Source organism: Brevundimonas sp. (assembly GCF_047617075.1).
Lineage (GTDB): Bacteria > Pseudomonadota > Alphaproteobacteria > Caulobacterales > Caulobacteraceae > Brevundimonas.
In genome coordinates this window covers 107,420-132,352 of record NZ_JBLGCI010000003.1, presented here as the reverse complement: position 1 = coordinate 132,352, position 24,933 = coordinate 107,420, and the positions used below count along the sequence as shown (strand labels likewise).

General features: G+C 68.4%; 28 protein-coding genes. 21 read left to right on the top strand and 7 right to left on the bottom strand.

What is annotated here, in order from left to right; all coding sequences use genetic code 11:
- Positions 1–197 precede the first annotated feature (197 nt).
- Entirely contained in the window at positions 198–1,451 is a 1,254-nt protein-coding gene (gene nhaA / locus ACI8U3_RS04200) for a Na+/H+ antiporter NhaA (RefSeq protein WP_415013612.1), read from the bottom strand.
- A gap of 69 nt (positions 1,452–1,520) precedes the next feature.
- Here nhaA and ACI8U3_RS04195 point away from each other — a divergent pair, with 69 nt between their 5' ends.
- The gene (locus ACI8U3_RS04195) at positions 1,521–2,936 is read left to right on the top strand and encodes a protein adenylyltransferase SelO family protein (RefSeq protein ID WP_415013611.1); all 1,416 of its coding nucleotides are present in this window, start codon (positions 1,521–1,523) and stop codon (positions 2,934–2,936) included.
- A 10-nt stretch (positions 2,937–2,946) separates the two neighbouring features.
- On the opposite strand, the gene ACI8U3_RS04190 is transcribed toward ACI8U3_RS04195, so the two are convergent.
- Complete coding sequence (locus ACI8U3_RS04190; RefSeq protein WP_415013610.1) at positions 2,947–3,453, bottom strand: FKBP-type peptidyl-prolyl cis-trans isomerase; 507 nt, start codon at positions 3,451–3,453, stop codon at positions 2,947–2,949.
- Positions 3,434–4,636, bottom strand: coding sequence for a threonine ammonia-lyase (locus tag ACI8U3_RS04185; protein WP_415013609.1), 1,203 nt, complete (start codon positions 4,634–4,636; stop codon positions 3,434–3,436). Before ACI8U3_RS04185 ends, ACI8U3_RS04190 begins: the two co-directional genes overlap by 20 nt.
- Positions 4,637–4,810: 174 nt before the next feature.
- On the opposite strand from ACI8U3_RS04185, the gene ACI8U3_RS04180 reads away from it, so the two are divergent.
- The 4 genes from ACI8U3_RS04180 (at position 4,811) to ACI8U3_RS04165 (ending at position 6,691) form a co-directional block, all read left to right on the top strand.
- Positions 4,811–5,344 (top strand): hypothetical protein, encoded by a 534-nt coding sequence (locus ACI8U3_RS04180; RefSeq protein WP_415013608.1) that lies wholly within the window; start codon positions 4,811–4,813, stop codon positions 5,342–5,344.
- A 42-nt stretch (positions 5,345–5,386) separates the two neighbouring features.
- Positions 5,387–5,914 carry a BA14K family protein gene (locus ACI8U3_RS04175; RefSeq protein ID WP_415013607.1) on the top strand — a complete coding sequence of 176 codons (528 nt, stop codon included), beginning with the start codon at positions 5,387–5,389 and terminating at the stop codon, positions 5,912–5,914.
- Between the two features lie 122 nt (positions 5,915–6,036).
- The gene (locus ACI8U3_RS04170) at positions 6,037–6,231 is read left to right on the top strand and encodes a hypothetical protein (RefSeq protein ID WP_415013606.1); all 195 of its coding nucleotides are present in this window, start codon (positions 6,037–6,039) and stop codon (positions 6,229–6,231) included.
- Positions 6,232–6,379: 148 nt separating this feature from the next.
- Positions 6,380–6,691, top strand: a complete 312-nt coding sequence (locus tag ACI8U3_RS04165) for a hypothetical protein (protein ID WP_415013605.1) — start codon at positions 6,380–6,382, stop codon at positions 6,689–6,691.
- A 75-nt stretch (positions 6,692–6,766) separates the two neighbouring features.
- On the opposite strand, the gene ACI8U3_RS04160 is transcribed toward ACI8U3_RS04165, so the two are convergent.
- Complete coding sequence (locus tag ACI8U3_RS04160) at positions 6,767–7,195, bottom strand: biopolymer transporter ExbD (RefSeq protein WP_415013604.1); 429 nt, start codon at positions 7,193–7,195, stop codon at positions 6,767–6,769.
- Positions 7,196–7,428: 233 nt separating this feature from the next.
- Between ACI8U3_RS04160 and ACI8U3_RS04155 the strand changes: the two genes are divergently transcribed.
- The 15 genes from ACI8U3_RS04155 to lpxK all read left to right on the top strand — a co-directional run bounded on the left by ACI8U3_RS04155 (position 7,429) and on the right by lpxK (position 20,685).
- Positions 7,429–8,265: an aldo/keto reductase gene (locus ACI8U3_RS04155; protein WP_415013603.1), complete on the top strand. Its 837-nt coding sequence runs from the start codon at positions 7,429–7,431 to the stop codon at positions 8,263–8,265.
- A 24-nt stretch (positions 8,266–8,289) separates the two neighbouring features.
- On the top strand, positions 8,290–8,538 hold the full coding sequence (locus ACI8U3_RS04150; protein WP_415013602.1) for a helix-turn-helix domain-containing protein: 249 nt from the start codon (positions 8,290–8,292) through the stop codon (positions 8,536–8,538).
- Between the two features lie 186 nt (positions 8,539–8,724).
- Complete coding sequence (locus tag ACI8U3_RS04145; protein WP_415013601.1) at positions 8,725–10,254, top strand: UbiD family decarboxylase; 1,530 nt, start codon at positions 8,725–8,727, stop codon at positions 10,252–10,254.
- Positions 10,245–10,532 carry a hypothetical protein gene (locus ACI8U3_RS04140; protein WP_415013600.1) on the top strand — a complete coding sequence of 96 codons (288 nt, stop codon included), beginning with the start codon at positions 10,245–10,247 and terminating at the stop codon, positions 10,530–10,532. Before ACI8U3_RS04145 ends, ACI8U3_RS04140 begins: the two co-directional genes overlap by 10 nt.
- 58 nt (positions 10,533–10,590) lie before the next feature.
- A complete protein-coding gene (locus ACI8U3_RS04135; RefSeq protein ID WP_415013599.1) occupies positions 10,591–10,824 on the top strand; it encodes a hypothetical protein in 234 nt (77 codons plus the stop codon).
- A gap of 121 nt (positions 10,825–10,945) precedes the next feature.
- Positions 10,946–12,724, top strand: coding sequence for a M14 family metallopeptidase (locus ACI8U3_RS04130; RefSeq protein WP_415013598.1), 1,779 nt, complete (start codon positions 10,946–10,948; stop codon positions 12,722–12,724).
- Entirely contained in the window at positions 12,724–13,140 is a 417-nt protein-coding gene (locus tag ACI8U3_RS04125) for an MAPEG family protein (protein ID WP_415013597.1), read from the top strand. Before ACI8U3_RS04130 ends, ACI8U3_RS04125 begins: the two co-directional genes overlap by 1 nt.
- 105 nt (positions 13,141–13,245) lie before the next feature.
- Positions 13,246–14,598 carry a TldD/PmbA family protein gene (locus ACI8U3_RS04120; RefSeq protein ID WP_415013596.1) on the top strand — a complete coding sequence of 451 codons (1,353 nt, stop codon included), beginning with the start codon at positions 13,246–13,248 and terminating at the stop codon, positions 14,596–14,598.
- Positions 14,595–15,410: a 3'(2'),5'-bisphosphate nucleotidase CysQ gene (locus ACI8U3_RS04115; protein ID WP_415013595.1), complete on the top strand. Its 816-nt coding sequence runs from the start codon at positions 14,595–14,597 to the stop codon at positions 15,408–15,410. The genes ACI8U3_RS04120 and ACI8U3_RS04115 overlap by 4 nt, the downstream gene beginning before the upstream one ends.
- Before the next feature lie 3 nt (positions 15,411–15,413).
- On the top strand, positions 15,414–15,668 hold the full coding sequence (locus ACI8U3_RS04110; protein WP_415013594.1) for a DUF4170 domain-containing protein: 255 nt from the start codon (positions 15,414–15,416) through the stop codon (positions 15,666–15,668).
- 9 nt (positions 15,669–15,677) lie between these two features.
- Positions 15,678–15,881, top strand: coding sequence for a hypothetical protein (locus ACI8U3_RS04105; RefSeq protein ID WP_415013593.1), 204 nt, complete (start codon positions 15,678–15,680; stop codon positions 15,879–15,881).
- 46 nt (positions 15,882–15,927) lie between these two features.
- Complete coding sequence (locus ACI8U3_RS04100; RefSeq protein ID WP_415013592.1) at positions 15,928–17,712, top strand: ABC transporter ATP-binding protein; 1,785 nt, start codon at positions 15,928–15,930, stop codon at positions 17,710–17,712.
- Complete coding sequence (locus ACI8U3_RS04095; protein WP_415013591.1) at positions 17,709–18,386, top strand: lysophospholipid acyltransferase family protein; 678 nt, start codon at positions 17,709–17,711, stop codon at positions 18,384–18,386. Before ACI8U3_RS04100 ends, ACI8U3_RS04095 begins: the two co-directional genes overlap by 4 nt.
- Before the next feature lie 2 nt (positions 18,387–18,388).
- Positions 18,389–19,681: a 3-deoxy-D-manno-octulosonic acid transferase gene (locus ACI8U3_RS04090; RefSeq protein WP_415013590.1), complete on the top strand. Its 1,293-nt coding sequence runs from the start codon at positions 18,389–18,391 to the stop codon at positions 19,679–19,681.
- Positions 19,678–20,685: a tetraacyldisaccharide 4'-kinase gene (gene lpxK, locus ACI8U3_RS04085; RefSeq protein WP_415013589.1), complete on the top strand. Its 1,008-nt coding sequence runs from the start codon at positions 19,678–19,680 to the stop codon at positions 20,683–20,685. Before ACI8U3_RS04090 ends, lpxK begins: the two co-directional genes overlap by 4 nt.
- Here the strand turns inward: lpxK and ACI8U3_RS04080 are convergent.
- Genes ACI8U3_RS04080 through ACI8U3_RS04070 form a run of 3 tightly spaced genes read right to left on the bottom strand, consistent with a single transcriptional unit; the run spans position 20,677 to position 22,995 of the window.
- Complete coding sequence (locus ACI8U3_RS04080) at positions 20,677–21,609, bottom strand: bifunctional riboflavin kinase/FAD synthetase (RefSeq protein ID WP_415013588.1); 933 nt, start codon at positions 21,607–21,609, stop codon at positions 20,677–20,679. The genes lpxK and ACI8U3_RS04080 overlap by 9 nt on opposite strands.
- A 1-nt stretch (position 21,610) precedes the next feature.
- The gene (locus tag ACI8U3_RS04075; RefSeq protein WP_415013781.1) at positions 21,611–22,063 is read right to left on the bottom strand and encodes a MaoC family dehydratase; all 453 of its coding nucleotides are present in this window, start codon (positions 22,061–22,063) and stop codon (positions 21,611–21,613) included.
- Positions 22,064–22,116: 53 nt separating this feature from the next.
- Positions 22,117–22,995 (bottom strand): TIGR01459 family HAD-type hydrolase, encoded by an 879-nt coding sequence (locus ACI8U3_RS04070; RefSeq protein ID WP_415013587.1) that lies wholly within the window; start codon positions 22,993–22,995, stop codon positions 22,117–22,119.
- A gap of 105 nt (positions 22,996–23,100) precedes the next feature.
- Between ACI8U3_RS04070 and ACI8U3_RS04065 the strand changes: the two genes are divergently transcribed.
- A complete protein-coding gene (locus tag ACI8U3_RS04065) occupies positions 23,101–24,930 on the top strand; it encodes an SLC13 family permease (protein WP_415013586.1) in 1,830 nt (609 codons plus the stop codon).
- The last annotated feature ends 3 nt before the right edge of the window (positions 24,931–24,933 follow it).

Sequence of the window (24,933 nt, the reverse complement as noted above, 5' to 3'; positions counted from 1 at the left end):
GGAGCTACCCCCGGCTCTGTAGGCCCGGCGCCCGTTATGGCCGCCGCGGCGTTTCCTGGTCCCTGCGATCCCGGTTCTGCGTGGAACACGGGATTCATCAGTCAACGAGTAATCCAAGGGTGGAATCGCGACAATAAGTCCAGCCCCATTTCCGCCCTGAAACCTGCACGTAGTGACGCGAAAGTGACAGAAATGCGTTACGCAAGGTCAATATTCGCAAGGGATTCTGGCGATTCATCGCCGTAACGCTCCGCTCTCGCCGTCCTTTCGCGCCGGCGCCGGAAGGCCGAGCAGCGGGCCAGGACCACTGAACCGACGACCGCAGACGCCAGCGAGCCGCTGAGAACGCCCAGTTTGACCTCCGACTGGATCGGCGAATCGAGCGCCCCGGGAAACGCCAGGGCGCCGATGAACAGACTCATGGTGAAGCCGACCCCGCACAGCAGTGAAACGCCATAAATCTCGGCCCAGGTGGCGTTGGAGGGCCGCTTGCCAAGTCGCGTCAGCACTGTGAACGCCGTGGCGATCATCACCCCGGCCTGCTTGCCAAGGAACAGCCCCGCCGCGATCCCCAGCGCCACCGGCGACAACAGATCCTGAAACGACAGCCCCGCGAAGGAAAAACCCGCCTTTGCGAAAGCGAACAGGGGCAGCACGCCGAACGCCACCCAGGGATGCAGCACCTCCATGGCGCTTTTGAGCGGACTGCGCCGGCCCTCCACCCGCGCATTGATCGGCACGATGCAGGCGAAGGCTACCCCCGCCAGCGAAGTGCTGAGTTCGGCCTGCAGCGTGAAATACCAGACCCACAGGAAACCCAGGGTCCACAAGGGCGCGCCCAGCCGTCCCTGCCGGGCCAGGGCGCCCAGCGCGATCAGCCCGCCCAGCGCCCAGGCCAGCGGGACGGTCTGCACCCCCTGGCTGAACATGGCCGCGATGATCAGGATGGCGCCCAGATCGTCCACGATGGCTAGGGTCAGCAGGAAGATGCGCAGCGACGCCGGCAGCCCTCGCGCCACCAGGGCGAAGACGGCCACGGCGAAGGCGATATCCGTGGCCACGGGGATCGACCATCCGGCGGTCGGCCCGCCCATCCATTCGGCGACCTTCAGATAGACCAGGGCCGGAGCGATCATGCCGCCCGCCGCCGCCAGCACCGGCGCCGCCAGACGCCGGGGGTCCGACAGCTCCCCTTTGAGGATCTCGTGCTTGATCTCCAGACCCACGATCAGGAAGAACAGGGCCATCAGCCCTTCCTTGACCCAGTCCGACAGGGTCAGCCGGATGGTGAAGTCGCCGATGCTGATGGGCAGATACGACTTCAGCGCCGCGAAATAGTCCGCCGCCCACGGCGAGTTGGCCGCGATCAGGGCTGCCAGGGCCGCAAACCCCAGCACCGAGCCGGACGCCGTCTCGGTCTTCAGAAAATCCAGCGTGATCCGCCGCGCCATGACCCATCCCCCAATGGTTGCTCGTGACAGAGGCTTGCGCCGCACCCCCTGTGCGCGCATCTGGCCCCCATGCCCGTTCTGGACGATTACCGCCCCCGACCCGCGTTCTTTCAACTGGGAGACGAGTTCGGCGACGCCGTGGAACCGGCCGACTTCCCTCAGCACATAACGCGGTTCCGTAACAATCGCGCGGCGATGACAGCGGGGCTGGCGGGCCTGACCGACGCCGAATGGACCGACGCCTTTGGCCGGTTCGTCCCCTTGCCCGGCCAGCCCGGCCCGGTGGCCATGCGCTATCACGGTCATCAGTTTCGCACCTACAATCCGGATATCGGCGACGGACGCGGTTTTCTGGCGGCCCAGATGCTGGAGGCCGGGACCGGCCGCCTGCTGGATCTGGCCACCAAGGGATCGGGCCAGACGCCTTGGTCCCGCGGCGCTGACGGGCGGCTGACCCTGAAGGGCGGGGTGCGCGAGGTGCTGGCCCCGCTGATGCTGGAGGCGCTGGGCGTGCCCGCCAGCCGACCCTTCAGCCTGATCGAGACCGGCGAACAGCTGGCCCGCCACGACGAGCCCTCGCCGACCCGCTCGGCGGTGCTGGTGCGGCTGGGCCACAGCCATGTGCGCTTCGGCACGTTCCAGCGGGCGGCCTATCTGGAGCGGCGCGACCAGATCGAGGCCCTGATCGAGCACGTGCGGGCCCACTATCACCCGCAAGTCGCCGAGGGCGACGCGCCGGGCCTGCTGGCCGCGGTGGTGGAGGCGTCTGCGAAACTGACCGCCCGCTGGATCGCCGCCGGCTTCGTGCACGGGGTGCTGAACACCGACAATCTGAACGTCACGGGCGAGAGCTTCGACTACGGCCCCTGGCGCTTCCTGCCCCACTATGAGCCCGGCTTCACCGCCGCCTATTTCGACCAGACGGGTCTGTACGCCTTCGCGCGCCAGCCCGAGGCGGTGTTCTGGAACCTGACCCAGCTGGGCGGAACCTTGCGGCTGGTGGCGGACGCCGAGCCGCTGACCGACGCCCTGAACGGGTTCGGCCCGGCCTATATCCGGCATCTGCGGGCGGCCTTCGTGATGCGGCTGGGCGTGAAGAGCCTGGGCGAGGCGGCGGATCAGCGTCTGGTGGACACGGTCCTGGCCCTGCTGCGCGAAGGCGGCGAGGCGATGCGGTGGGAGCCGCTGTTCTTCGACTGGTTCGCCGGCTTCGCGTCGTCCGAGCGGGCCCTGCGCGGCCCGCGCCGGGCGCTGTATCAGGGCGAAGCCTTCGACGCCTTCCGCTTCGCCCTGTTCGAGCATGAGCCCGACCGGCCCGAACGGCTGGAACACGCGGCGTTCCGGGCCGACGAGCCCGAGGAGATGATTGTCGACGAGGTGGAAGCCATATGGGCCGCCATCGCCGAAAGGGACGACTGGACGCCATTCAACGCCAAGCTGGCGCGCATCGAGGCGTGGCGTCAGGCGCTGGACTTCCCCGCCTGAGCGGCCGGCGTCAGCCGCGCCCGGAGCCGCCGCCGCCGGGCGCGGGGGCAAGGTCCAGAAGCTGGACGCGGAACACCAGCACCGAATGGGGCGGGATCCGGCCGGAGCCTTGCCCGCCGTAACCCAGCTCGGGCGGCACATAGAGCAGCCACTCGTCGCCGACCTTCATGCGCTGCAGCGCCTCGGTCCAGCCGGGCACAACCTGTTCGGGCGTGGTGACATAGGGGCTGCCCCGCTCGAACGAGCTGTCGAACACCGTGCCGTCGGTCAGCGAGCCTTCGTAGTGCACCCGCACCAGATCGTTGCCGTCGGGGCTGGGCGCGCCATCCGGGGCGGCGTTCAGCACCTTGTACTGAAGGCCGGACTCCAGCGTCACCACGCCGTCGGCGTCCGCGTTCTCCGCCATGAAGGCGGCGGCCTCGGCCACGCGGGCGTCGTCGCCGCCGGTTTCAGCATCGTTCCCGCCGCAAGCCGCCAGCAACAGGGCGGCCGTCAGGCTAGCCCATCCGAAGCGCATAGCCGGCATTCTCAAGTCCCTTTCTGATTTCATCTGCATGGTGGGCGTCGCGCGTCTCCACCATGATGTCGAATTCCGCGCCCTTGGCCGGCACGTCCAGCGCCAGGCGGTTGTGCACCACGTCGATGATGTTGCCGCCGGCCCCGCCGATGACGGCGCTCATCTTGGACAGCATGCCCGGCCTGTCGTCGCCCAGGATGCGGTACACCACCAGCCGCTTCTCGCGCACCATCTCGCGGTTGAGCACCACCGCCAGCATGCGCGCGTCGATATTGCCGCCGCACAGAACCAGGCCGACCGTCTTGCCCTTGAACCGCTCCGGGTAGCGCAGCAGCGCCGCCAGACCGCCGGCGCCCGCGCCTTCGGCCACGGTTTTTTCCAGGGTGGCGTAGAAGGCCACGGCCTTCTCGAAATCCTCTTCGTCCACCACCAGCACGTCGTCCACCAGCGGGTCGGCCAGGGCGAAGGGGATGTCGCCCACCGCCTTGATGGCGATGCCCTCGGCGATGGTCTGGCCGCCGCATTTGGGGGTCTCGCCCTTACGGCGCGCGGAGAAGGAGGGATACATTGCCGCCTCCACCCCGATGATCTCGATGTCCGGCTTCACGGCCTTGGCGGCGATGGCGCAGCCGGCGATCAGACCGCCGCCGCCGATAGGAATGAGGATCGCGTCCAGGTCCGGCGCGTCCTCCAGAAACTCCAGCGCACAGACCCCTTGCCCGGCCACGATGCCCTCGTCGTCGAAGGCTGAGATGAAGACATAGCCCTTGTCTTCCACAAGCTGCTTCGCGTGCAGGGTGGAGCCCGAGAAATCATCGCCCTCGATCACCACGGTCGCTCCGTGGGCGCGCGTGCCGTCCGCCTTCACGAAGGGGGTGCCGTGGGGCATGACGATGGTCACCGGCACGCCGAGACGACCGCCGTGATAGGCCAGCGCCTGGGCGTGATTGCCGGCCGAGGCGGCCACGACGCCGCGCCTGCGCTCGTCCTCGGTCAGCTGCATCAGCCGGTTCAGCGCCCCGCGCTCCTTGAACGAGCCGGTGAAATGCAGGTTGTCGTACTTCACCCAGACGTCGGCCCCCGTCAGCTGGGACAGACGGCGGGAATGGCGGACGGGGGTTCTATCCACCTGACCCGCGATCCGCTCGCGGGCGGCGCGGATATCGTCGACGGTGACGGCCATGGTCGTTCCTGAGCGCGTGTTTTCTTTGGCGGCTGTACGGCGCCGCGGCGAGAGGCTTATCCGGTTCGCGCCGTCGGGCAAAGCGTCAGCAACGTCACCGCAGCATCGCAACCTTGACCATGGGAATGTGTTAAGAGAACCGCGTGAGTTCGTGCGTCACGAGAGGATTTCGCCATGCAAGCCGCCAGTCTCGCCAGATCCGTCGCCGTCGCAGCCCTGGGCGCAGCCGTCCTGGCCGCCTGCGCGCCCATGCCCTCGCCCGGTCCGGTTGCGGGGGGAGGTGGGCTTTCCAGCACCTTCAGCGCCGCCGACTTCGCCTGGTCGACCCAGCCCGGCGCCGCGGCTGTGGAGGGCCGGGTCGATTACAGCGCGAATGGTCAGGACTTCAATTGCATCGGTTCGGTGGGCCTGATCCCCGAGACTCCCTACACCCGGCACCGGTTCCTGACGCTGTATCAGTCGCTGGAGTCGGCGGCCGTGCCCGCCGGCGTCGTGCGGTCGCGCAGCGACGGCGAGGCCAGCTCCGACTACCGCGCCTATGAACGCTCCACCACCTGCGGCGCGGACGGCGGTTTCGCCTTCCAGAACCTGCCCCAAGGCGGCTGGTTCGTCATCGCGCCGGTCCGGGCCGGATCGGGCGAGCCGGTTGTGCTGATGCGGCGCATCCAGACGGACGCCCGCGGAACGGTCAGGGTGACCCTGAACTGAGTTTTCGGATCAAGGCCTCGGTCGAGGCGAGAGGAGCCTGACATGTCGCGTCCCCGCTCGTTAACCATGATCACCGTCGCCGCCGGCGCGCTGGCGTTGAGTTTCGCCGTGCATCCCGCCGAGGCCCAGTCCGGCTACTATGGACATTATAATCAAGGCTATGGCCACGAGCGGCGGGCGCCGTCCTGGTGGGATCAGCGAGACCGGCCGGGCGACTATCGCTGCGACGCCTACTGGGACGCCAACCGCGCCGATTGTCATGAGCGCTGGCGGGACCAGCGCCCGCGCTATGCCTACAATCGCAGCCACGGCGGGTATGGCCATTACGGGCGGGGTTATGGCCACGGCGCCCGGTACGACTATCAGGCCTACGCCTCTGCGGTGCGCGGGGCCAACGTCTGGCCGGGAGCTTACGGGCGGCCGGATCTGGTCTATCCCGGCGGCGGATATGGTCATGCGCGCGGTCGCGATCCGCGCCGCGTGGACTGGTGCCGCTGGAACTATCGCTCCTACAATCCGTCGACGGGCTATTACCGGGCCTACAGCGGCCGGCTGGTCTACTGCGGCTGATTCACGCGAATCCTTGAACTGACAAAGGCTTGGCGAGCGCCGTTCGCCATTAAATGGCCGAATCCGCCCGTCTTGAGTGCCGGGACCCGCTGTTCGGGTCCGGTAGTCAGGGGAGCGCGTTCATGTCCCAGCACAACATCGTCAAGTCCGAAGCTTTCGAGAAAGCGCCCTTCGTCTATATCCGGACGGTGCGGTCCGGCGGACTCCGGCGGCGCCGGGCGCGCATGGCCCTGGCCTTTGTGGCGGGCGCCGTTGTCGCCGTGGCGGTCGGAGCCGTAGCCACGGTGCTGGCGTTCGGGCCTGCGCTTGGCATTTAGCTATATTAGCTAATGTGAAATCGAATATTTCACACAAAATATGACAAGCTGTCATAAAACATTCACCGCACGCACTCTTTACAGCCGGTGAAATCGGCGCAGTCTGTTCTGAACCCGGAACGAATTCGGGGCTTGGAGGAGATGCGTCATGCGCAAGCCCATACCCATTGTTGCGGCGATTTTCGCCGTTGTTTCAACCGCTTCTGCAGCATCAGCGCAGGAAGATCGCGCGCCACGGCCTGAGCCTCAGGTGGAGCGGGTCGCCTATATCTGCGCCAATGACGAGGCCACCCGATCGGCCTTCGAGCGTGAATACGGACAGCAGCCGGTGTTCGTGACCGCCGAGGAAGCCCTGGCCGCGTCCAGCGCCGGCGAGCGCTGGGCCGCCCCGCGCTGCATGACCGAGGCCCAGCACGAACGCCTCGAGCAGATGCGTCGCCAGACCGCCGCCAAGAACTGACGGCTCATCGGTCGGCAAACAAAAAGGGCCGCGTCCGTGGACGCGGCCCTTGTCATGTCAGCGAATGGGCGCGCCCTATTCGATGTCTTCATTCAGCAGGCCGACCTTGTAGTAGCCGTTTTCCTGCAGGGTGTTCATGACTTCCATGAAGCGCTCGTACATCACGTCGGGGTTGGCGCGGACGAAGACGCGCTCCTCGCGCGGGTTCGGCACGGCCAGGGCGGCGTTCAGGGTCGGAATTAGTTGCTCGAGGGTGGTTTCCTGCTCAACGACGTAAAGCGAGGTGTCGTCCTGGATCGAGATGTAAACCGGCTCCTTGAGCTCCTCGCCCGGAGGCGGCGGCGAAGCGGGCGGGAGGTCCAGACGGATGGACACGGTCGCCAAGGGCGCGGCCACCATGAAGATGATCAGCAGCACGAGCATGACGTCCACGAACGGCGTCACGTTCATGTCCGAGTTCAGCTCTTCAACCTTGCCGCCCTGTTGTTTGATCTTGGCCGCCATACGCAGGTATCTCCGGTCGGGCCCGCGCGAAAGGGAGACGCGTGGGCGAACTTGAAAGCGTTTCGGACAGTGTCTTGGCGTCCGCCGCCGCGCTTGTAAAGCGGTCAGGGGGTCAAGAATGTTCCCGAAGGCCAAATTACCCCCGCTACGGGAATGATTCCACCCACTGCGCGCCTTTCGCCCCGTTCCGGCGGCGCCTAACTGCAGGTTTGAGCAACCCCCGGAGCATCGACATGAAGACGATCAGGACCACCGACATCGAGATTCCCGCCCTAGGCTTCGGCACCTATCAGCTGGAGCCGGCGGACGCCCGGCGCATGGTGGCGGAGGCTTTGCGCATCGGTTACCGCCACGTGGACACGGCCTTCATCTACAAGAACGAGGAGGGCGTGGGTCTGGGCATCGGCGATTCGGGCGTGGCCCGGGACGATGTGTTTCTGACCACCAAGATCTGGGTGACCAATTTCCATGACGGCGACCTGCAGCGTCAGGCCGAGGAAAGCGCGGAGCGCCTTGGCCAGGTCCCGGACCTGCTGCTGCTGCACTGGCCCAAGCCAGAGCCGTCGCTGGAAGAGACCATCAAGGCCCTGAACGACGCGCGCTCGTGCGGGTTCGCGAAGAACATCGGCCTGTCCAACTTCCCCTCGGCCCTGTTCCGCGAGGCCGCCGCCCTGTCCGAGGCGCCGCTGGTCACCAATCAGGTCGAGTATCACCCCTATCTGTCCCAGAAGACCCTGATCGAGACGGCCCGCGATCTGGGCTCGTCCATCACCGCCTGGTCGCCCCTGGCCCAGGGCAAGATCGCCGACGACGCGGTCATCGCCGAAATCGGCAAGGCTCACGGCAAGATGCCCGGGCAGGTGACCCTGCGCTGGATCATCCAGCAGGGCGTCATCGCCATCCCCAAGACCGCCAGCGAAAAGCGGGCGGCCGAGAATCTGGATATCTTCGATTTCGAACTGACCGCCGACGAGATGGCCCGCATTCACGCCCTGGCCCATCCGGGCGGGCGAATCGGCGACTGGATTGATCCGGCCTTTGAATGGGATCAGGATACCTCTCAACAATAAGAGGAACCGCAGGGAGGTTCGACCATGGGCTCCGTCCTGGGATTTCCCGGGGCCGATCCGGCCGACGCGGCCATCGGCGCCCGGCTGAGACGCTGGCGCGACCAGCGCGGGGTGAATCTTGAGGCCATGGCGCAGGCCCTGCATATCCCGCCCGAAGAAATGCGTCTGGTGGAGGCCGGGCGGGCGCACCTGGATTCGGTCCAGTTGGCGGTGGCCACCCGGCATCTGCGCCTGCCGGTCTGGGCGCTGGTGTCGGACACGCGGGCCTATTGATGCGGTGGCGTCGTGATCTGTTCGTGCGAGGCTTTCTTGCGGGCTGGCGAGACGGCGCCCGGGATGGCCAGGCCATGCGCAGCGGAGCCGTGGCCGGCATTGTGCTCGGCCTCATGATTTGCCTGACGCTCATCGTGACATGATGCGCCGGGGCGCTTAAGCCGTTCGCATCTTCCGGAGCGAACCATGGCCTACAAGTCCCTGCGCGATTTCATCGACATGCTGGAAGCCCAGGGCGAGCTGGTCCGGGTCTCCGAGCCCGTGTCCACCGTCCTGGAGATGACCGAGATCCAGACCCGGCTGCTGCGCAACGGCGGCCCGGCGGTGATCTTCGAAAAGCCTTTGATGCCCGACGGTTCGGTCAGCCCGATCCCCTGTCTGGTCAATCTGTTCGGCACGGTGAAGCGGGTGGCCATGGGCGTCACGCTGGAGAAAAAACAGCGCACCACCGCCGCCGAGCTGCGCGAGGTGGGCGAGCTGCTGGCGTTCCTGAAAAACCCCACCCCGCCCCGCGGCCTGTCCGACGCCATGGAGATGCTGCCGCTGGCGCGCACCGTCATGGGCATGCGGCCGAAGACGGTGAAGAAGGCCCCGGTGCATGAGGTGGTGCTGACGGGCGACGACATCGACCTGACAAGCCTGCCCATCCAGACCTGCTGGCCCGGCGAGCCCGCGCCCCTGATCACCTGGGGCCTCGTCGTCACCAAAGGCCCGTCCGACGCGGCCGAGGACGATTTCAATCTGGGCATCTACCGCATGCAGGTGCTGGGCAAGGACAAGGCCATCATGCGCTGGCTGGCCCACCGGGGCGGGGCCCAGCATTACGCCCGGCACCGCAAGGCCGGAAAGCGCGAGCCCCTGCCCGCCGCCGTGGTGCTTGGCGCTGATCCGGGCACCATCCTGGCGGCGGTGACGCCGGTGCCGGACACCCTCAGCGAATATCAGTTCGCCGGGCTGATGCGCGGCGCCAAGGCCGAGCTGGTTCCCTGCAAGACCGTGCCCCTGATGGTCCCGGCCCAGGCCGAGATCGTTCTGGAAGGCCATGTGCTGCTGGACGAGCACGCCGAGGAAGGCCCCTACGGCGACCACACCGGCTATTACAACTCGGTGGAGACGTTCCCGGTGTTTCAGGTGACGGCGATCACCATGCGCCGCGATCCCATCTATCTGACCACCTTCACCGGGCGCCCCCCGGACGAACCCTCGGTGCTGGGCGAGGCGCTGAACGAGGTGTTCATCCCCCTGTTGCAGGCCCAGTTCCCCGAAATCACCGACTTCTGGCTGCCGCCCGAAGGGTGCAGCTACCGCATCGCCGTGGTCAGCATGAAGAAGGCCTATCCGGGCCACGCCAAGCGGGTGATGCTGGGCGTGTGGAGCTTCCTGCGCCAGTTCATGTACACCAAATGGGTCATCGTGGTGGACGACGACATCGACGCGCGGGACTGGAAGGACGTCATGTGGGCGGTCTCCACCAAGATGGATCCGGCCCGCGACATCACCCTGATCGAGAACACCCCCATCGACTATCTGGACTTCGCCAGCCCCGAGAGCGGCCTGGGCTCCAAGATCGGTCTGGACGCCACCGACAAGCTGCCGCCCGAGACGAAGCGCGAATGGGGCGAGGAAATCCGCATGGAAGCGGACGTCGTGGAGCGGGTCAGCGAGATGTGGGACCGGCTGGGTCTGCCCGGCGACGGCGCGCCCATATGGAAGTAGGGCGCCGCAGCAGCGAGCCGCACCGGGGCGGCCTGACAATCGCCGGGCCGCTCATTTTCCTGCTGGTTGTCTGGTTCGGCGCCTATTTCACCTGGCGAATCGTGCACGGCGATCGGGCGGAACAAGGCGTGGTGACCCACGTCGTCTATCCTGACAGTGGCGTGGGGCGCCTCGCCCATGACGTCTTCACGCCGCTGCGCTGGCTTGACGCCCGGTACCTGGGGGTCGGCTCAAGCATTGCGTCCGGGGACGGTCAGGACGTTTCCACCGAGGCTTGAGCACGTCTCTCGCGGTCACGCCCCTCGCATTTTGGCCAAGCGTCACTATGTGAAGGGCATGAACTATCGTCTCACCACCGTCGAACGCGCCTATCAACTCGCCGAAAGCGGCGAATTCGCCAATGTGGGGGAGATCAAGCGACGGCTGAGTTCCGAGGGCTATTCCGACGTCCAGGGCCAGCTGTACGGCTCCACCATCACCTCCGCGCTGAAAAAGCTGTGCGACAAGGCGCGGGCGGGCATGCCCGCCGAGCCGGTCGATACGGTCGAGAAGGACGCCGACGCGGTCTGACATTCCCGGCTTGAGGGGTTAGAAGGCTGCATCGTCCGGCGCGTCGCCGGAGCCTTGAGAGCGCCCCATGCAACCGATCGTCTGGCTCTGCGCCGTTTCCCTTCTGCTTGCGAGTCCCGCCATGTCACAGTCGCCTTCGGTTCCTAACGCCGCGCCTTGGGACCAGGATTTTCTGCCGCCCGCGCCCGAATGGGACGGCGCCAGCCGATCCCTGCTGCGCGAAGCGTCGGACCCGTGGGTCACGCCGTTCGAGGCGGACCCCGAGCGGGATTTCAGCCCGACCTATGCCGACACCCGCGCCTGGTTCGACCGGCTGGACGCCGCTTCCGACCTGATCCGCATCGAGCAGTTCGGAACCTCGCCGGAGGGGCGGCCCATCTATGCGGTGATCGCCTCGAAAGACGGCGCGGAATTCGATCCGGCCAAGCCGGTGCTGCTGGCCCAGGCGGGCATCCATCCGGGCGAGATCGACGGCAAGGACGCGGGCATGATGCTGCTGCGCGACATCGCCATGTACGGTCGCGACGATCTGCTGGACCGGGTCAACCTGATCCTGATCCCGATCCTGAGCGTGGATGGCCATGAGCGGACCAGCGCCCATTCCCGGCCCAACCAGCGCGGACCGCGCATCCAAGGCTGGCGTCATACCGCCACCAACCAGAACCTGAACCGCGACTTCGTGAAGCTGGACCAGGCCGAGATGCGCGCGGTCATGGGCCTGATCCAGCGCTACCGGCCGGACCTGTACGTGGACATCCACGTCACCGACGGCATGGATTATCAGTACGACGTCACCTACGGCTACAACGGCGAGAACGGGGTCTGGAGCCGTTCGCCCGCGACGGCCCAGTGGCTGGACGACGCCTTCAAGCCAGCCATGAACGACGCCCTGGCGGCGCAGGGGCACATCCCCGGCGAACTGGTCTTCGGCGTCGATGACAGCAACCCGCGCGCGGGCCTGTCGGACGGCGGGCTGGGCGAGCGGTTCTCCAACGGCTGGGGATCGGCGGCCCACGTGCCCACCATCCTGATCGAGAACCACAGCCTGAAGCCCCACGAGCAGCGGGTGCTGGGAACCTATGTATTCCTGGAGACCGCCATGCGCCTGCTGGCCGAGCGAGGCGATGATCTGCGCGTTGCGGTGCAGCAGGACCGGGCCCTGCGGCCGACGGAAATTCTGGCCAATTTCGTGCCTACGGAAGAGCCCATCTACACCCGTGAATTCCTGGGCATTCGCTATGAAACCTACGAGAGCCCGGCGTCCGGGCGGTCGGAAATCCGGTGGCTGGGCCAGCCGGACCCCGAGCCGTGGATGATGCCGTTCTACGGCTCGCGCCCGACCCTGACCTTGGCACGGCCCGAGGCCTACTGGGTGCCGTCGTACCGGGCCGACGTCATCGAGCGCCTGCGTCTACACGGGGTTCAGATGGAGGTGTTGGACGCGCCGCGCACGGTTCCGGTCCAGATGCTGCGTCTGGAGGACCCGCGCGTGTCGGGCCGCACCAGCGAGGGTCATGTGCCGATCACGGTGCAGACGGTCACGACCGAGGACCGCGACTGGACCTTCCCGACCGGTTCGGTGCGCGTGCCCACCGAACAGCCGCTGGGCGATCTGGTGGTGCTGGCGCTGGAGCCCCAGTCGTCCGAGAGCTTCTTCGCCTGGGGCATGTTCCCCGAAATCCTCAACCGGGTGGAATATATCGAGGCCTACGCCATCGCGCCGCTGGCCGAGCGCATGCTGGAGGCGGATGCCGAGCTTCGCGCCGCCTTCGAGGCTCGGCTGGCCGAGGACGCGGAATTCGCCGCCGACGGCGACGCGCGGCTGGCCTGGTTCTATGAGCGGACGCCCTTCTACGACGACCGCTATCGCCTGTACCCCATCGCAAGGGAGGTCCGTTGATGGACCTGTTCACCACCGCCGTTCCGGACTCCGCCCGCGCCGCCGCCCTTTGGTGCGGCCTGCTGATCCTGCTGCTGATCACCCTGTCGGGCCTGGTGGTGCGCCAGCGCCGGCGCCTGAGGATCGGCTATGGCGACGGCGAGGCGCCGGAACTGATGGGCGCCTCGCGCGCCTTCGGCAACGCGGCGGAATATGCGCCGGCGGCCATGGCGGGGCTGGCCCTCATGGCCATGGTCAGCGCGGCGCCGTGGCTGATCCACCTGGTGGGGGCGACCTTCATGCTGGGCCGGATCATTCACGCCTTCGGCCTGTCCCGCTCGGTGGGCGCCACGCGCGCCAGGGTCGCGGGCATGATGCTGACCTATGTGTCGCTGCTGGTTCTGGCGGTGGTGCTGATCGCCTTCGCGGTTCCCTAGAGCCTGATCGGTTAGGTGGAATCGCTTCGCGATTCCGCCGATGCCGTGAATCAGGCTCCAAGCACAGCCGGTTGCGGCGCGGCGGGCGACCGGCCATATCGGGGCATGGCTGACGCTTCCCAATCCCCCACCGCCGACCTGTTGCATGATCTCGTCAAGGCGGCGCTGAAGGCCGGCGCCGACGCGGCCGAGGCCGTTCATGCGGACCGGCGCGCCCTGTCTCTGGGGGTGCGCAACGGCGAACTGGAAGAGGTGGAGCGCGAGGAGTCCCGCGATCTGGGGCTGCGGGTGTTCGTGGGCCGTCGTCAGGCGACGGTGTCTGCGTCCGACCTGTCGCCCGGCACGAAGGCGCGGCTGGTTGAGCGCGCCGTGGCCATGGCGCGTCTGGCCCCCGAGGATCCCTACGCCGGACTGGCGCCTGAGGATCAACTGGCGCGCGGTCCGTTCCGGGATCTGGACATGTACGATCCGAGCGAGCCCTCGGCCGAGGCGCTGGAAGCCGCGGCGCGCAATGCCGAGGACGCCGCCCGCGCCGTTCCCGGCGTATCCATTTCCGAGGGCGGATCCGCCAGCTGGTCGGCCGGGGACTGGCGGCTGGTCACCTCCCATGGTTTCGACGGCGCCCACCGCGAAAGCGCCTTTTCGCTGGGTGTTGGCGTCATCGCCGCTCTGAACGGCGCCAAGGAGCGGGGCAGCGAGCACCGGGCCGTGCGCCACCTGTCGGACCTGCCGGGCGCCGAGGCCATCGGCGCCGTGGCGGGAAAGCGCGCCACCGCCCGGCTGGGCGCGCGAAAGATCGCCTCCACCACCGCCCCGGTGATCTTCGAGAACCGGCTGGCGACCCAGCTTATCTCCCCTGTGATTCAGGCCATGTCCGGGCCGTCGGTGGCGCGCGGGGTGTCGTTCCTGAAGGACCGTTTGGGCCAGAAGGTGCTGTCCGGCGCCGTGACCCTGATCGATGATCCGTTCCGGCCGCGCGGGCTGGGGTCCACGCCCTTCGACGACGAGGGCGTGGCGGTGGAGCGGCGCGAGCTGATCTCGGCGGGCGTGATCAACGGCTGGCTGCTGAACACCGCCTCGGCCGCCCAGCTGGGCCTGCAGAGCACCGGCCACGCCTCGCGCGGCCTGGCGGGACCGCCGGGCGTGTCGGGGCACAACCTGCATGTGGAGCCCGGCCAGCGGGATCTGGCGGGACTGATGAGCGACGCCGGAACCGGCCTTCTGGTCACCTCCATGTTCGGCCCGTCGCTGAACCCCAACACCGGCGACTGGTCCGCGGGGGTGTCGGGCTTCTGGTTCGAAAACGGAAAAATGACCCATCCCGTCAGCGAAATCACCGTGGCCGGCAATCTGCTGGCTCTGGCCGGACGCATCGTCGTGGGCTCCGATCTGGAGTTCCGGGGCTCGTTCAACAGTCCGTCCCTGCTTATCGACGGCGTGGCCATCGCCGGAAAATGAGCCTGGCCGCCGATCTGGATCTGCTTAGGGCGGCGGCGATCGAGGCCGGCGCCATGGCGGTCCGGCATCGGGCCCAGGGGCTGAACATTCAGTCCAAGCCCGGCGGCTCGCCCGTGACCGACGCGGATGTGGCGGTGGACGGCTGGTTGCGCGATCACCTGACGGCGGCCCGGCCCGACCACGGCTGGCTGTCCGAGGAAACCACCGACAATCCGGACAGGCTGTCGCGGCGGCGCGTCATGGTGGTCGATCCCATCGACGGGACCGTGGCCTTCATGAAGAACAAGCCGTGGTGGAGTGTGGCGCTGGCCATCATTGAGGACGGCCGGCCCGTGGCGGCTGTGATTCACGCGCCGGATCTGAACGAGACCTTCGAGGCGGCGGAGGGCGGCGGGGCCCGGCTGAACGGGCGACCGATCGCCGCATCGCAGACATCGGTGCTGAAGAACGCTTCCATCCTGACTGGCGCCGGCCTGCTGGAAAGCCCGAAATGGCCCGAGCCGTGGCCGCCCATGCGGGTGGAGAACCGCAACTCGCTGGCCTACCGCATGGCGCTGGTGGCGTCCGGAGCCTTCGACGCCGCCCTGGCCCTGACGCCCAAGTGGGATTGGGACGTGGCCGCCGGGGCCCTGATCGCGGCGGAGGCGGGCGCCATGGTCAGCGATCATCACGGCCATCCATGGCGGTTCAACCGGCCCGATCCGCGTCAGGCCAGCCTCGTCTGCGCCGCTGCGGCCCTGCATCCGTTGATAATCCGACGCTGTCAGCCTATTCCGCTGGCCAACAACAGCCGCCATTCAACGGACGGATAAGCCATGCCTCAGGAAATCGAGAACAACCAGCTGCTGCACATCGTCTTCGGCGGTGAACTGCGCGATCTGAACGGGACCGCGTTCCGCGACCTGTCGCAGGTCGACTTCGTCGGCGCCTTCCCCAACTACGAGGAAGCCCGCAAGGCGTGGAAGGCCAAGGCCCAGCAGACCGTGGACAACGCCCACATGCGCTATTTCATCCTGCACGCCCACCGGATGATCGATCCGAGAGGCGACGAGGCCCCGGCGAAGGCGTAAGGTCGCGCCATGACCCTGTTCGGACAGACCCTCGACGGCCAGCAACTGTTCGGCCTCATCTCGCTTCTGACCCTGCTCGCCTTCTGGATCGTGGTCTGGCGGCGGGATCGTCAGGCCACGCGCTGGTTCCGGGAATGGGCCGAGCGCCGGCGCGCCCAGAGCGAGACGGACCGTCGGGGCGGCGGTCCGTCGCATGGCGGACCGTGGGGCTGACGCGCCCGCGCCTTGACTTCGCCACCCTGACGTCGGAGCGGAAGCCATGACCGTCACCCCGCCCGAAGAAAGGCAGCCGCTGCGCCCTCTGCTGGCGCGCATCTGGCGCGACTATCTGTCGGATCGAAAGGGCCGCCTGGCCCTGGCCATGCTGTGCGCGGCGGTCACCGCCGGCACCACGGCGCTGATTCTCCGCCTGCTTGAGCCGGCGGTGAACGGCCTGTTCGTGGATCAGGACCCCAACGCCCTGTGGATGATCCCGGCGTCCATCGCCGGGGTCGGGGTGATCCGCGCCGCCGCCGCCATCGGCCAGGCCAATCTGGTCAACCGCATGGGCCACGGGGTGGTGGGCGAGATTCAGGGCCAGCTGTTCGCCCGCATGATCCGCGCCGATCTGGCCCGCCTGCGCGCCCAGCATTCGGGCGGCTTCGTCTCCTCTGTGCTGTTCGACGCCAATCTGGTGCGCGAGGCCTTCACCGTGGGCACGGTGAACTACACCCAGCATGCCCTGACCCTGGTCGCCCTGATCATCTCCATGGTCTGGATCGATCCGGTTCTGGCCGTGGTCGTCCTGTGCGGCATGCCGGCGGTGAACCTGGTGCTGCGGCGCTTTTCCAAGAAGGCGCGCAAGGCCGCCGTCGGGGCCATGGCCGAAACCACGGTGCTGTCCACCGCCCTGATGGAGAATCTGGACGGGGTGCGGCTGGTCAAGATCGAGAATCGCGAGGATGTGGAGGACGCCCGGGTCGGCGAGGTCATCGCCCGGCGTCAGCGGTTCGTCATCAAGGGCGCCAACGCCAAGGCGTTCTCGGGCCCCACCAGCGAGATGGTGGCCATGTTCGTGGTGGCGGCGGTTCTGGCCTATGCGGGCTGGCGCTCCCAGCAGGGCGAGATGAACGTGGGCGAGTTCACCGCCTTCATCGGCATATTGCTGGCGGCGGCCCAGTCCCTGCGCCACATCACCAATCTGCAGACCATGCTGGCCGAGGGCCTGACGGCGGCCCGGCGCCTTTTCGACGCCCTGGACATCCAGCCGGAGATTCGCGAGGCGGCCGAGCCCGTCGACCTGCGGGAGGGGCCCTGCGAGGTTCGCTTCGAAGGCGTCAGCTTCGCCTATTCCGATGCGGCCCCCACGCTGAGCGACGTGGACATCCGGGTGCGGCCCGGCGAGACGGTGGCGCTGGTCGGGCCGTCCGGCGGCGGCAAGAGCACGATCCTGAGCCTTCTGCCCCGGTTCTATGACGTCACCGGCGGGGCCGTGACGATCAACGACGTGGACATACGCGACCTGTCGCTGAAGGCCCTGCGCGACCGCATCGCCCTGGTGACCCAGGAGCCGTTTCTGTTCGACGAGACCATCGCCTTCAACATCGCCTACAGCCGGCCCGACGCCTCGCAGGAGGACATCGAGGCGGCGGCGAAGGCGGCGGCGGCGCACGAGTTCATTTCCGCCTTGCCCGATGGCTACGGCACGCGCGCGGGCGAGGCGGGGGTGCGCCTGTCCGGCGGCCAGCGCCAGCGCATCGCCATCGCCCGGGCCTTCCTGAAGGACGCGCCCATCCTGTTGCTGGACGAGGCCACCAGCGCCCTCGACACCGAAAGCGAAGCGCTGGTTCAGGCCGCGCTGGAGCGGCTGATGGAGGGGCGCGCCACCCTGATGATCGCCCACCGGCTGTCCACGGTTCAGAATGCGGACCGCATCTATGTGATCGAGGCGGGCCGGGTGGTCGAAAAAGGAACCCATGCCGAACTGGCGGGGCGCCAGGGGCTGTACGCCCGGCTGGCGAAACAGCAATCGCTGGACGCCTCGCCACACGAGGCGACGTCGTGAGGCCGATCCGCATTCCTGTCGTTCAGGCGACGCTCAGCCGCCTGATGGCGGGCTGGATGCGGCTGTGCTTCGCCACCATCCGCTGGCGCCACGAGAACCACGAGCTGGTCGAGGCCGTCTGGGCCGAGGGCGGGCCGGCCATCATCGCCTTCTGGCATTCCCGCATCGGCCTGGCGCCCGCCGCCTGGGACCATGATCGGGGCCAGCCGATCCGCGCGCTCATCTCCCTGTCGCCGGACGGCCAGTTCATCGCCGACGCGGTGGCGCGGCTGGGCTTTCCCGCCATCCGCGGATCGTCCCAGAAGAAGGAGAACCCGCAGAAAGCCAAGGGCGGCTCCCAGGCTCTGCGCGACGCCCTGAAGTGGCTGAAGTCCGGCGGGGCGGTGACCCTGACGCCGGATGGACCGCGCGGCCCCGCCCGCCAGATGGGGGAGGGCCTTGCGGTCATGGCCCGCATGTCCGGGGCGCCGGTGCTGCTGCTAAGCCTGTCGTGCCGACCGGCCATCCGGCTCAACAGCTGGGACAAGGCGATGCTGCCGCTGCCGTTCGGGCGGGGCGCCATCGTGTGGGACCGGGTTGAGATCGGACGTGACGTCGACCCGTCGACCGTGATCGACGAGTGGACCCGGCGCCTGACCGCCGTCGAGGCCCGCGCCGACGCCCTGGTGGCGTGAGCATGGGCGCGCCCCTGTCCCTCAAGGTCTACGGCGCCGTCACCGGCTGGGTCGAGCCGCTGGCGCCGCGCCTGCTGGCGGCCCGCGCACGCCGGGGCAAGGAGGACGCGACGCGGCTCAATGAACGGCTGGGCCGTCCGTCGATCCCGCGTCCGTCCGGACCGCTGGTGTGGCTGCATGGGGTCAGCGTGGGTGAGAGCCTGTCGCTGCTGCCGGTGATCGAACGACTGAGGGTCGAGAGGCCCGACGTGGCGGTTCTGGTCACCTCGGGCACCGTGACCTCGGCGCGCATTCTGGCTGAGCGTTTGCCGACAGGCGTCATTCATCAGTATGCGCCGGTCGACGGGCCGCTGGCGACGGCCCGCTTCCTGAACCACTGGCGCCCTGCGCTGGGTGTGCTGATTGAAAGCGAACTGTGGCCCAATCTGATCGGGGCGGCGCATGAGCGGGGCGTGAAGCTGGCCCTGATCAGCGCGCGCATCACCGAGAAAACGGCGCAGGGATGGAGCCGCATGCGGGGCGCGGCGCGGACGCTGCTGTCCGTCTTCGACCTGATCCTGCCCCAGGACGACGCGTCGGCGGCGCGGATCGAGGCGCTGGGCGGGCGCGTGCAGGGCCGGGCCAATCTGAAGCTGGCCGGCGGACCGCTGGGCCACGACAAGGGCGCGTTTGACCTGCTTAGCGCCGCCATCGGCGACCGTTCCGTGGTGCTGGCGGCCAGCACCCACCCGGGCGAGGAGCGGGCCATCGCCAAGGCGCTGGACGCGCTGGAGGAGCCGCCGTTCCTGATCCTGATGCCGCGCCATCCCGAGCGGGGCGCGGGGCTGACGCAGACACTGCGCGCCGAGGGCCGCGCCGTCGCCGTGCGCTCGGCGGGGCAGGGGATCGAGGCTGATACGGCGATCTATCTGGCCGACACCCTGGGCGAGATGGGTCTGTTCCTGGCTCTGGCCGACGTGGTGATCATGGGCGGATCGTTCGGGCCGGTGATCGGCCACGCGGGCGTGGGCGGGCACAATCCGCTGGAGCCCGCGCGGCTGGGCAAGGCGACGCTCTGCGGGCCGGACATGGCCAACTGGCCCGACGTGGCGGCCGATCTGGAGCGGGCGGGCGGGCTGATCCGGGTGGAGCGGATCGAGCAACTGGCCCCGGCCGCCGCGCCCCTGCTGGCCGATCCGGTCAAGGCGCGGGCCGTGGGCGAGCGCGCCCGCCGCGCGGCCCAGGCTGCGGACGCCGGGCTGGACCGGTTGTGGAGCCATCTGGCGCCCCTGCTGCCCGCTGGGAGGACCCGATGAAGTTGAACACCCCGCGCTGGTGGTATGTGCGCGAGGGCGCGCCGTCGCCGGTGGCGCGCGCCCTGTTGAAGCCCCTGTCATGGCTGTGGGCCGGGGCGACGGCGCGGCGCATGGCGCGGACTGTTCCGGTCGATGCGGGCGTCCCCGTGATCTCGGTGGGCAACCTGACCGTGGGCGGCTCGGGCAAGACGCCGGTGGCGCGCGAGGTGCTGCGGCTGTTGCGGGACAAGGGTTTGGAGGCCCACGGGCTGACGCGGGGCTATGGCGGGCGGCTGGCGGGGCCGGTGCAGGTGGACCCTGCCCAGCACGCCGCCGGGGATGTGGGCGACGAGCCGCTTTTGCTGTCCAGTGTGGCCCCGGTGTGGGTGGCGAAGGACCGCCCGGCGGGCGCCCGAGCGGCGGCGGCGGCCGGGGCGGCGGCCGTGGTCATGGACGACGGCCACCAGAACCCGAGCCTGAGGAAGACCCTGTCCCTGATCGTGGTGGACGGCGAGACGCGGGGCGACGAGTGGCCCTTCGGCGACGGGGCGGTGTTTCCCGCCGGACCCATGCGCGAGCCGCTGGGGGCCGGGCTGGCGCGGGCCGATGCGGTGGTGGTGCTGTTGCCCGCCGACCTACCGGCCGCGGATCCGAAGTTGTTGAAGTTATTCAAAGACAAGCCAGTGTTCATCGCCCGGCTGGAGGCCGCCGCGCCGCCGCCGCCTGGGCCGCAGCTGGGCTTCGCCGGCATCGCCAAACCGTGGAAGGTGGAGCGGGCCCTGACCGCCGCCGGGTGCGACCTGATCGACTTCGCCGCCTTCCCCGACCATGCGGCCTTCGCCGAGGGCGACCTGAAGGCGCTGGCGGCGCGGGCGGCGGATCAGGGCGCGGGGCTGGTGACCACCGAAAAGGACTGGGTCCGCCTGCCGCCCGAATGGCGCGATCGCGTCACGGCCTGGCCGGTCAGGGCGCGGTTCGAGGATGAGGGCGGGGTTCTGGCGCTGATGGGGCGCTCGTCAGCCTAGGACTTTCCGCGCCGCCTTGGCGTCCGCGTCGATCTGGGCCTTGAGGGCGTCCAGACCGTCGAAGGTCAGCTCGGGGCGCAGGAAGGCGATCAGCTCGGTCTCCAGCGTCTGGCCGTAGAGGTCGCCGTCGAAATCGAACAGCCAGGCCTCCAGCATCGGCTCCTCGGTGCGGAACATGGGGCGTACGCCGAGGCTGGACACGCCATCCACCACCCGTCCGTCCGGCAGACGGGTGCGGGTCGCATAGACCCCGTAGGCCGGACGCATATAGTCGCCCAGCGCCATGTTGGCCGTGGGCACGCCCATTTCGCGGCCGCGCTTGTCGCCGTGGATCACCTCGGCCTGGATGGCGAAGGGGCGCCCGAGAATGGCGGCGGCGCGGTCCATGTCCCCGGCCTTGAGGGCCTCGCGCACCGCGCTGGACGACAGCTTGAGCCCGTCCGCGTCGTCCACCCGTTCGGCGGCCGAAACCGTGAAACCCATTTCGCGGCCATAGTCCGCCAGCGCCTGTGGCGAGCCGGAGCGGCCCTTGCCGAAGGTGAAGTCGAAGCCCACCGCCGCGTGGACGATCCCGAGACCCTGATGCAGCACCTGATCGGCGAAGTCCCGGTCGCTCATGCCCGCCATCTCGGCGTCGAAGGGCAGCAGATAGAGCCGGTCCACGCCCAGCGGTTCGAGCGCGCGGACCATCTGGTCCGGCGTCATCAGGCGGAAGGGCGCGGCCTCGGGCTGGAAGAAGCGGCGCGGGTGAGGGTCGAAGCTGACCACGCCCAGCGGGGCGTTCAGCCGGTCGGCCGTCGCCTTCGCCTCGGCGATCACCGCCTGATGGCCCCGGTGGACTCCGTCGAAGGCGCCCACGGCCACCGCCGCGCCCCGGTCGCCGGCGGGCAAATCTCGCCAGTCGGTGATCAGGCGGACCGGCAAGTCAGCCCTTCGCCGGACGGCGACGGCGCGGAACGCGGACGATGGCCTCGCCGCCCATGATGAACTGATCGCCGATGTAGCCCTCTGTCTTCAGGGTGACGCGGGCCGATTCCATATCCACGGCGGCCACGGTGACGCGGGCAGTGACCTGATCGCCGATACGCACCGGCCGCTCGAAGGACAGGGTCTGGCTCAGATAGATGGCGCCGGCGCCGGGCAGCATGGTGCCCACCACCGCCGAACCGAAGGAGGCCGACAACAAGCCGTGGGCGATGCGGCCGCGATAGGCGGTCTTTGACGCGAACGCCTCGTCCATGTGCACGGGATTGAAGTCATCCGAGGCGTCGGCGAACTGCTGGATGCGCTGTTCGGTCATCTCGACGGTTTTTTCAGCGGTCATGCCGACGGTGAGTTCGTCCAGGATGTAGCCGCCGGAGGGGTGCGCCCCCACAATATTTTTCTCAGTCATGGGGGTGATCTAGCGCCGGAAGCGCCGCTTGGCGAGCCTCACCAGGCAAGGTCCAGCGTGGTGTAGCGGGCATAGGTGGTTTCGGCCCTGAGCAGTTCGCCCGCCTTTTCCGCATCCACCCGGCCATCGGGGCCCTTCGCCGCGGCGCCGTGGATGCCGGCGGCCACGAACAGGCAGTCCAGCCCCTGGCCGTTTGCGCCCATGACGTCGGTGACCACCCCGTCGCCCACGCAGAGGACACGCGATCGGTCGGCGTTTGCGCCCAGCAGGCGCTCCGCCTCCTTCATGGCCAGATCGTAGATGGGGCCGAACGGCTTGCCGGCCATGGTCACGCGCCCGCCGAGCGTTTCGTAAAGGTCGGCCAGCGAGCCGGCGCAGTAGATCAGTTGGTCGCCGCGCTGCACCACCCGGTCGGGGTTGGCGCAGACCATCTCCAGATCCCGCGCGGCGGCCTTCGACAGGGCCTCGCGATAATCCTGCGGCTGTTCCGTCGTATCGTCGTAAAGGCCGGTGCAGCAGATGAAGCCGGCCTCGTCCGGTCCGTCGGCCACAGCCACGCCGGTCCCTTCATAAAGCGGTATGTCCCGGTCCGGTCCCAGCGCCCAGACGGGGCCGGGGGCGCGGCGGCTCAGTTCGGCGCGGGTGGCGTCGCCCGAGGTGACGAAGGCGTCCCAGGCCGTGCGGGGCACGCCCAGGCCGTCCAGCTGCGCCAGCACGTCCTGCGACGGGCGCGGGGCGTTGGAGATCAGCACCACCTTGCCGCCGCCCTCGCGGAAGCGGATCAGGGCGTCCAGCGCCGGGGCGAAATGCTCGCGCCCGTTGTGGATCACGCCCCAGACGTCGCACAGCAGGACGTCATAGTCGGCGGCCACGGCGGAAAGGCCGTCGATGGGATGGGGCAGGGTCTGGCTGTTCATGCCTCGGGGGTAGGCGCCCGCGGGACATGCGTCAACGCGGAACCGGATGCGCGCCCGCGCCTTTCCTGCGAAGCTGGGGCCATCGTTCCGGCCAGAGGGGCAGTCTTGGACACCATCACCACATTCATCGACGCGTACAGCGCCTGGATCGGCCTGGCGTTTCTGGTCGGGCTTTTCGCGGCCTTCATCAGCGAACGGCTGCCGCCGACGGTGATCGCCGTGGGCGGGGTCGCGGTCATGATGCTGGCGGGATTCCTGCCGCTGACCTCGGCCCTGTCGGTGCTGGGGAATCCGGCGCCGGTGACCATCGCCGCCATGTTCATCCTGTCGGGCGCCCTGGTGCGGACCGGGGCAATCGAAGCCGTGCTTGGGCTGGTGACGCGGGGCGCGCAGGAGCGGCCGCGCCTGACCGCGGCCGGCGTGTTCGGCGGGGCCCTGACCGCGCCCGCCTTCATGAACAACACCCCGGTGGTGATCATTCTGATCCCGGTGATCCGAAAACTGGCCAAGGCCCTGTCCATCGCCTCGACGCGACTGCTGATTCCCTTGTCCTATGTGTCGATCATGTCGGGGACCCTGACCCTGATCGGCACCTCCACCAATCTGCTGGTGGACGGCGTGGCGCGCGACATGGGCATGGAGCCCTTCGGCATCTTCGAGATCACCGGCGTGGGGCTGGTCACGGTGCTGAGCGGTGTGCTGACCCTGGCGGTGCTGGGGCCGTTCCTGCTGCCGAAACGGGATGACACGGACGACGGTGAAACCGAGGCGCACATATTCCTGACCGAGCTTCTGGTGCGCGACGGCAGCGACCGGATCGGCCGCAAGCTGGGCGAGATCAAGCTGCTGAAGCGGTCCGAAACCAAGGTGGTGGGCCTGAAGCGTGACGGCCGCATCCTGCGCAAGGATCTGGATGATCAGGCCCTGATGCAGGGTGACCGCATCCTGTTGTCCGCGCCGGCCCATGAAATCCAGGCCCTGGCCCGGGCGCCGGGCTTCACCGTCGGCATGAACGGCCGCACCGGCGGCATCGTCCTGACCCGCAAGGAGGGTGAGGAGAATCCCGACGTCGAGGACGACGAGATCACCTTCATCGAGGCCACCATCGCCCCCACCCATCCGGGCATCGGCCGGCGGCTTTCGGAAATCCCGCTGCTGTCGCGGTTGAAGCTGCGCGTTCTGGGCGTGTCGCGGCCGCACCACCTGCCCGGCCCGGACCTGAGCGGCGCCCGCGTGCGGGCGGCGGACACCCTGCTGATCGCCGCGCCGCCGGAGACCATGCCGGACCTGCGCGAGAATCGCACCCTGATCGGGGTGGGAGAGACCCAGAAGCAGCCCTTCCGCCGCGCCAAGGCGCCCATCGCCATCGCGGCGCTGGCGGGGACCGTGCTGGCCGCCGCCCTGGGGATCATCCCCATCGCCGGGGCCGCCATCATCGCCGTGGCGGTGATTCTGGTGACCCGCTGCATCGATCCGGAGGACGCCTGGGGCGCCATCGACGGGGATGTGCTGGTGCTGATCTTCGCCATGCTGGCCATCGGCATCGGCCTGCAGAATGCCGGGAGCGTGGACCTGATCGTGGGCTGGGCCACGCCCCTGCTGGTGGACGCCTCGCCTCTGGTGGTGCTGATCTGTCTGTATTTCCTGACCACCGTCCTGACCGAGATGGTGACCAACAACGCCGTGGCGGTGATCATGACGCCCATCGCCATCGGTCTGGCCCAGCAGATGGGCATCGACGCGCGGCCGCTGTTGGTGGCGGTGATGTTCGCCGCCTCGGCCAGCTTCGCCACGCCCATCGGCTATCAGACCAACACCCTGGTCTATGCGGCGGGGGACTATCGCTTCGCCGACTTCCTGAAGATCGGCGTGCCCATGATGGTCATCGTCGGCGCGGCCACCTGCGCGGCCATCTGGTGGCTGTTCGGCGTCTGATCC

Coding starts and splice junctions, on each gene's coding strand:
- ACI8U3_RS04120 (WP_415013596.1), top strand. CDS start 13,246: ATGGCTGACGCTTCCCAATCCCCCACCGCCGACCTGTTGCATGATCTC.
- nhaA (WP_415013612.1), bottom strand. CDS start 1,451: ATGGCGCGGCGGATCACGCTGGATTTTCTGAAGACCGAGACGGCGTCC.
- ACI8U3_RS04160 (WP_415013604.1), bottom strand. CDS start 7,195: ATGGCGGCCAAGATCAAACAACAGGGCGGCAAGGTTGAAGAGCTGAAC.
- ACI8U3_RS04125 (WP_415013597.1), top strand. CDS start 12,724: ATGGACCTGTTCACCACCGCCGTTCCGGACTCCGCCCGCGCCGCCGCC.
- ACI8U3_RS04180 (WP_415013608.1), top strand. CDS start 4,811: ATGCAAGCCGCCAGTCTCGCCAGATCCGTCGCCGTCGCAGCCCTGGGC.
- ACI8U3_RS04105 (WP_415013593.1), top strand. CDS start 15,678: ATGACCCTGTTCGGACAGACCCTCGACGGCCAGCAACTGTTCGGCCTC.
- ACI8U3_RS04110 (WP_415013594.1), top strand. CDS start 15,414: ATGCCTCAGGAAATCGAGAACAACCAGCTGCTGCACATCGTCTTCGGC.
- ACI8U3_RS04140 (WP_415013600.1), top strand. CDS start 10,245: ATGGAAGTAGGGCGCCGCAGCAGCGAGCCGCACCGGGGCGGCCTGACA.
- ACI8U3_RS04190 (WP_415013610.1), bottom strand. CDS start 3,453: ATGCGCTTCGGATGGGCTAGCCTGACGGCCGCCCTGTTGCTGGCGGCT.
- ACI8U3_RS04115 (WP_415013595.1), top strand. CDS start 14,595: ATGAGCCTGGCCGCCGATCTGGATCTGCTTAGGGCGGCGGCGATCGAG.
- ACI8U3_RS04130 (WP_415013598.1), top strand. CDS start 10,946: ATGTCACAGTCGCCTTCGGTTCCTAACGCCGCGCCTTGGGACCAGGAT.
- ACI8U3_RS04195 (WP_415013611.1), top strand. CDS start 1,521: ATGCCCGTTCTGGACGATTACCGCCCCCGACCCGCGTTCTTTCAACTG.
- ACI8U3_RS04175 (WP_415013607.1), top strand. CDS start 5,387: ATGTCGCGTCCCCGCTCGTTAACCATGATCACCGTCGCCGCCGGCGCG.
- ACI8U3_RS04145 (WP_415013601.1), top strand. CDS start 8,725: ATGGCCTACAAGTCCCTGCGCGATTTCATCGACATGCTGGAAGCCCAG.
- lpxK (WP_415013589.1), top strand. CDS start 19,678: ATGAAGTTGAACACCCCGCGCTGGTGGTATGTGCGCGAGGGCGCGCCG.
- ACI8U3_RS04100 (WP_415013592.1), top strand. CDS start 15,928: ATGACCGTCACCCCGCCCGAAGAAAGGCAGCCGCTGCGCCCTCTGCTG.
- ACI8U3_RS04070 (WP_415013587.1), bottom strand. CDS start 22,995: ATGAACAGCCAGACCCTGCCCCATCCCATCGACGGCCTTTCCGCCGTG.
- ACI8U3_RS04150 (WP_415013602.1), top strand. CDS start 8,290: ATGGGCTCCGTCCTGGGATTTCCCGGGGCCGATCCGGCCGACGCGGCC.
- ACI8U3_RS04165 (WP_415013605.1), top strand. CDS start 6,380: ATGCGCAAGCCCATACCCATTGTTGCGGCGATTTTCGCCGTTGTTTCA.
- ACI8U3_RS04185 (WP_415013609.1), bottom strand. CDS start 4,636: ATGGCCGTCACCGTCGACGATATCCGCGCCGCCCGCGAGCGGATCGCG.
- ACI8U3_RS04155 (WP_415013603.1), top strand. CDS start 7,429: ATGAAGACGATCAGGACCACCGACATCGAGATTCCCGCCCTAGGCTTC.
- ACI8U3_RS04090 (WP_415013590.1), top strand. CDS start 18,389: ATGGGCGCGCCCCTGTCCCTCAAGGTCTACGGCGCCGTCACCGGCTGG.
- ACI8U3_RS04135 (WP_415013599.1), top strand. CDS start 10,591: ATGAACTATCGTCTCACCACCGTCGAACGCGCCTATCAACTCGCCGAA.
- ACI8U3_RS04170 (WP_415013606.1), top strand. CDS start 6,037: ATGTCCCAGCACAACATCGTCAAGTCCGAAGCTTTCGAGAAAGCGCCC.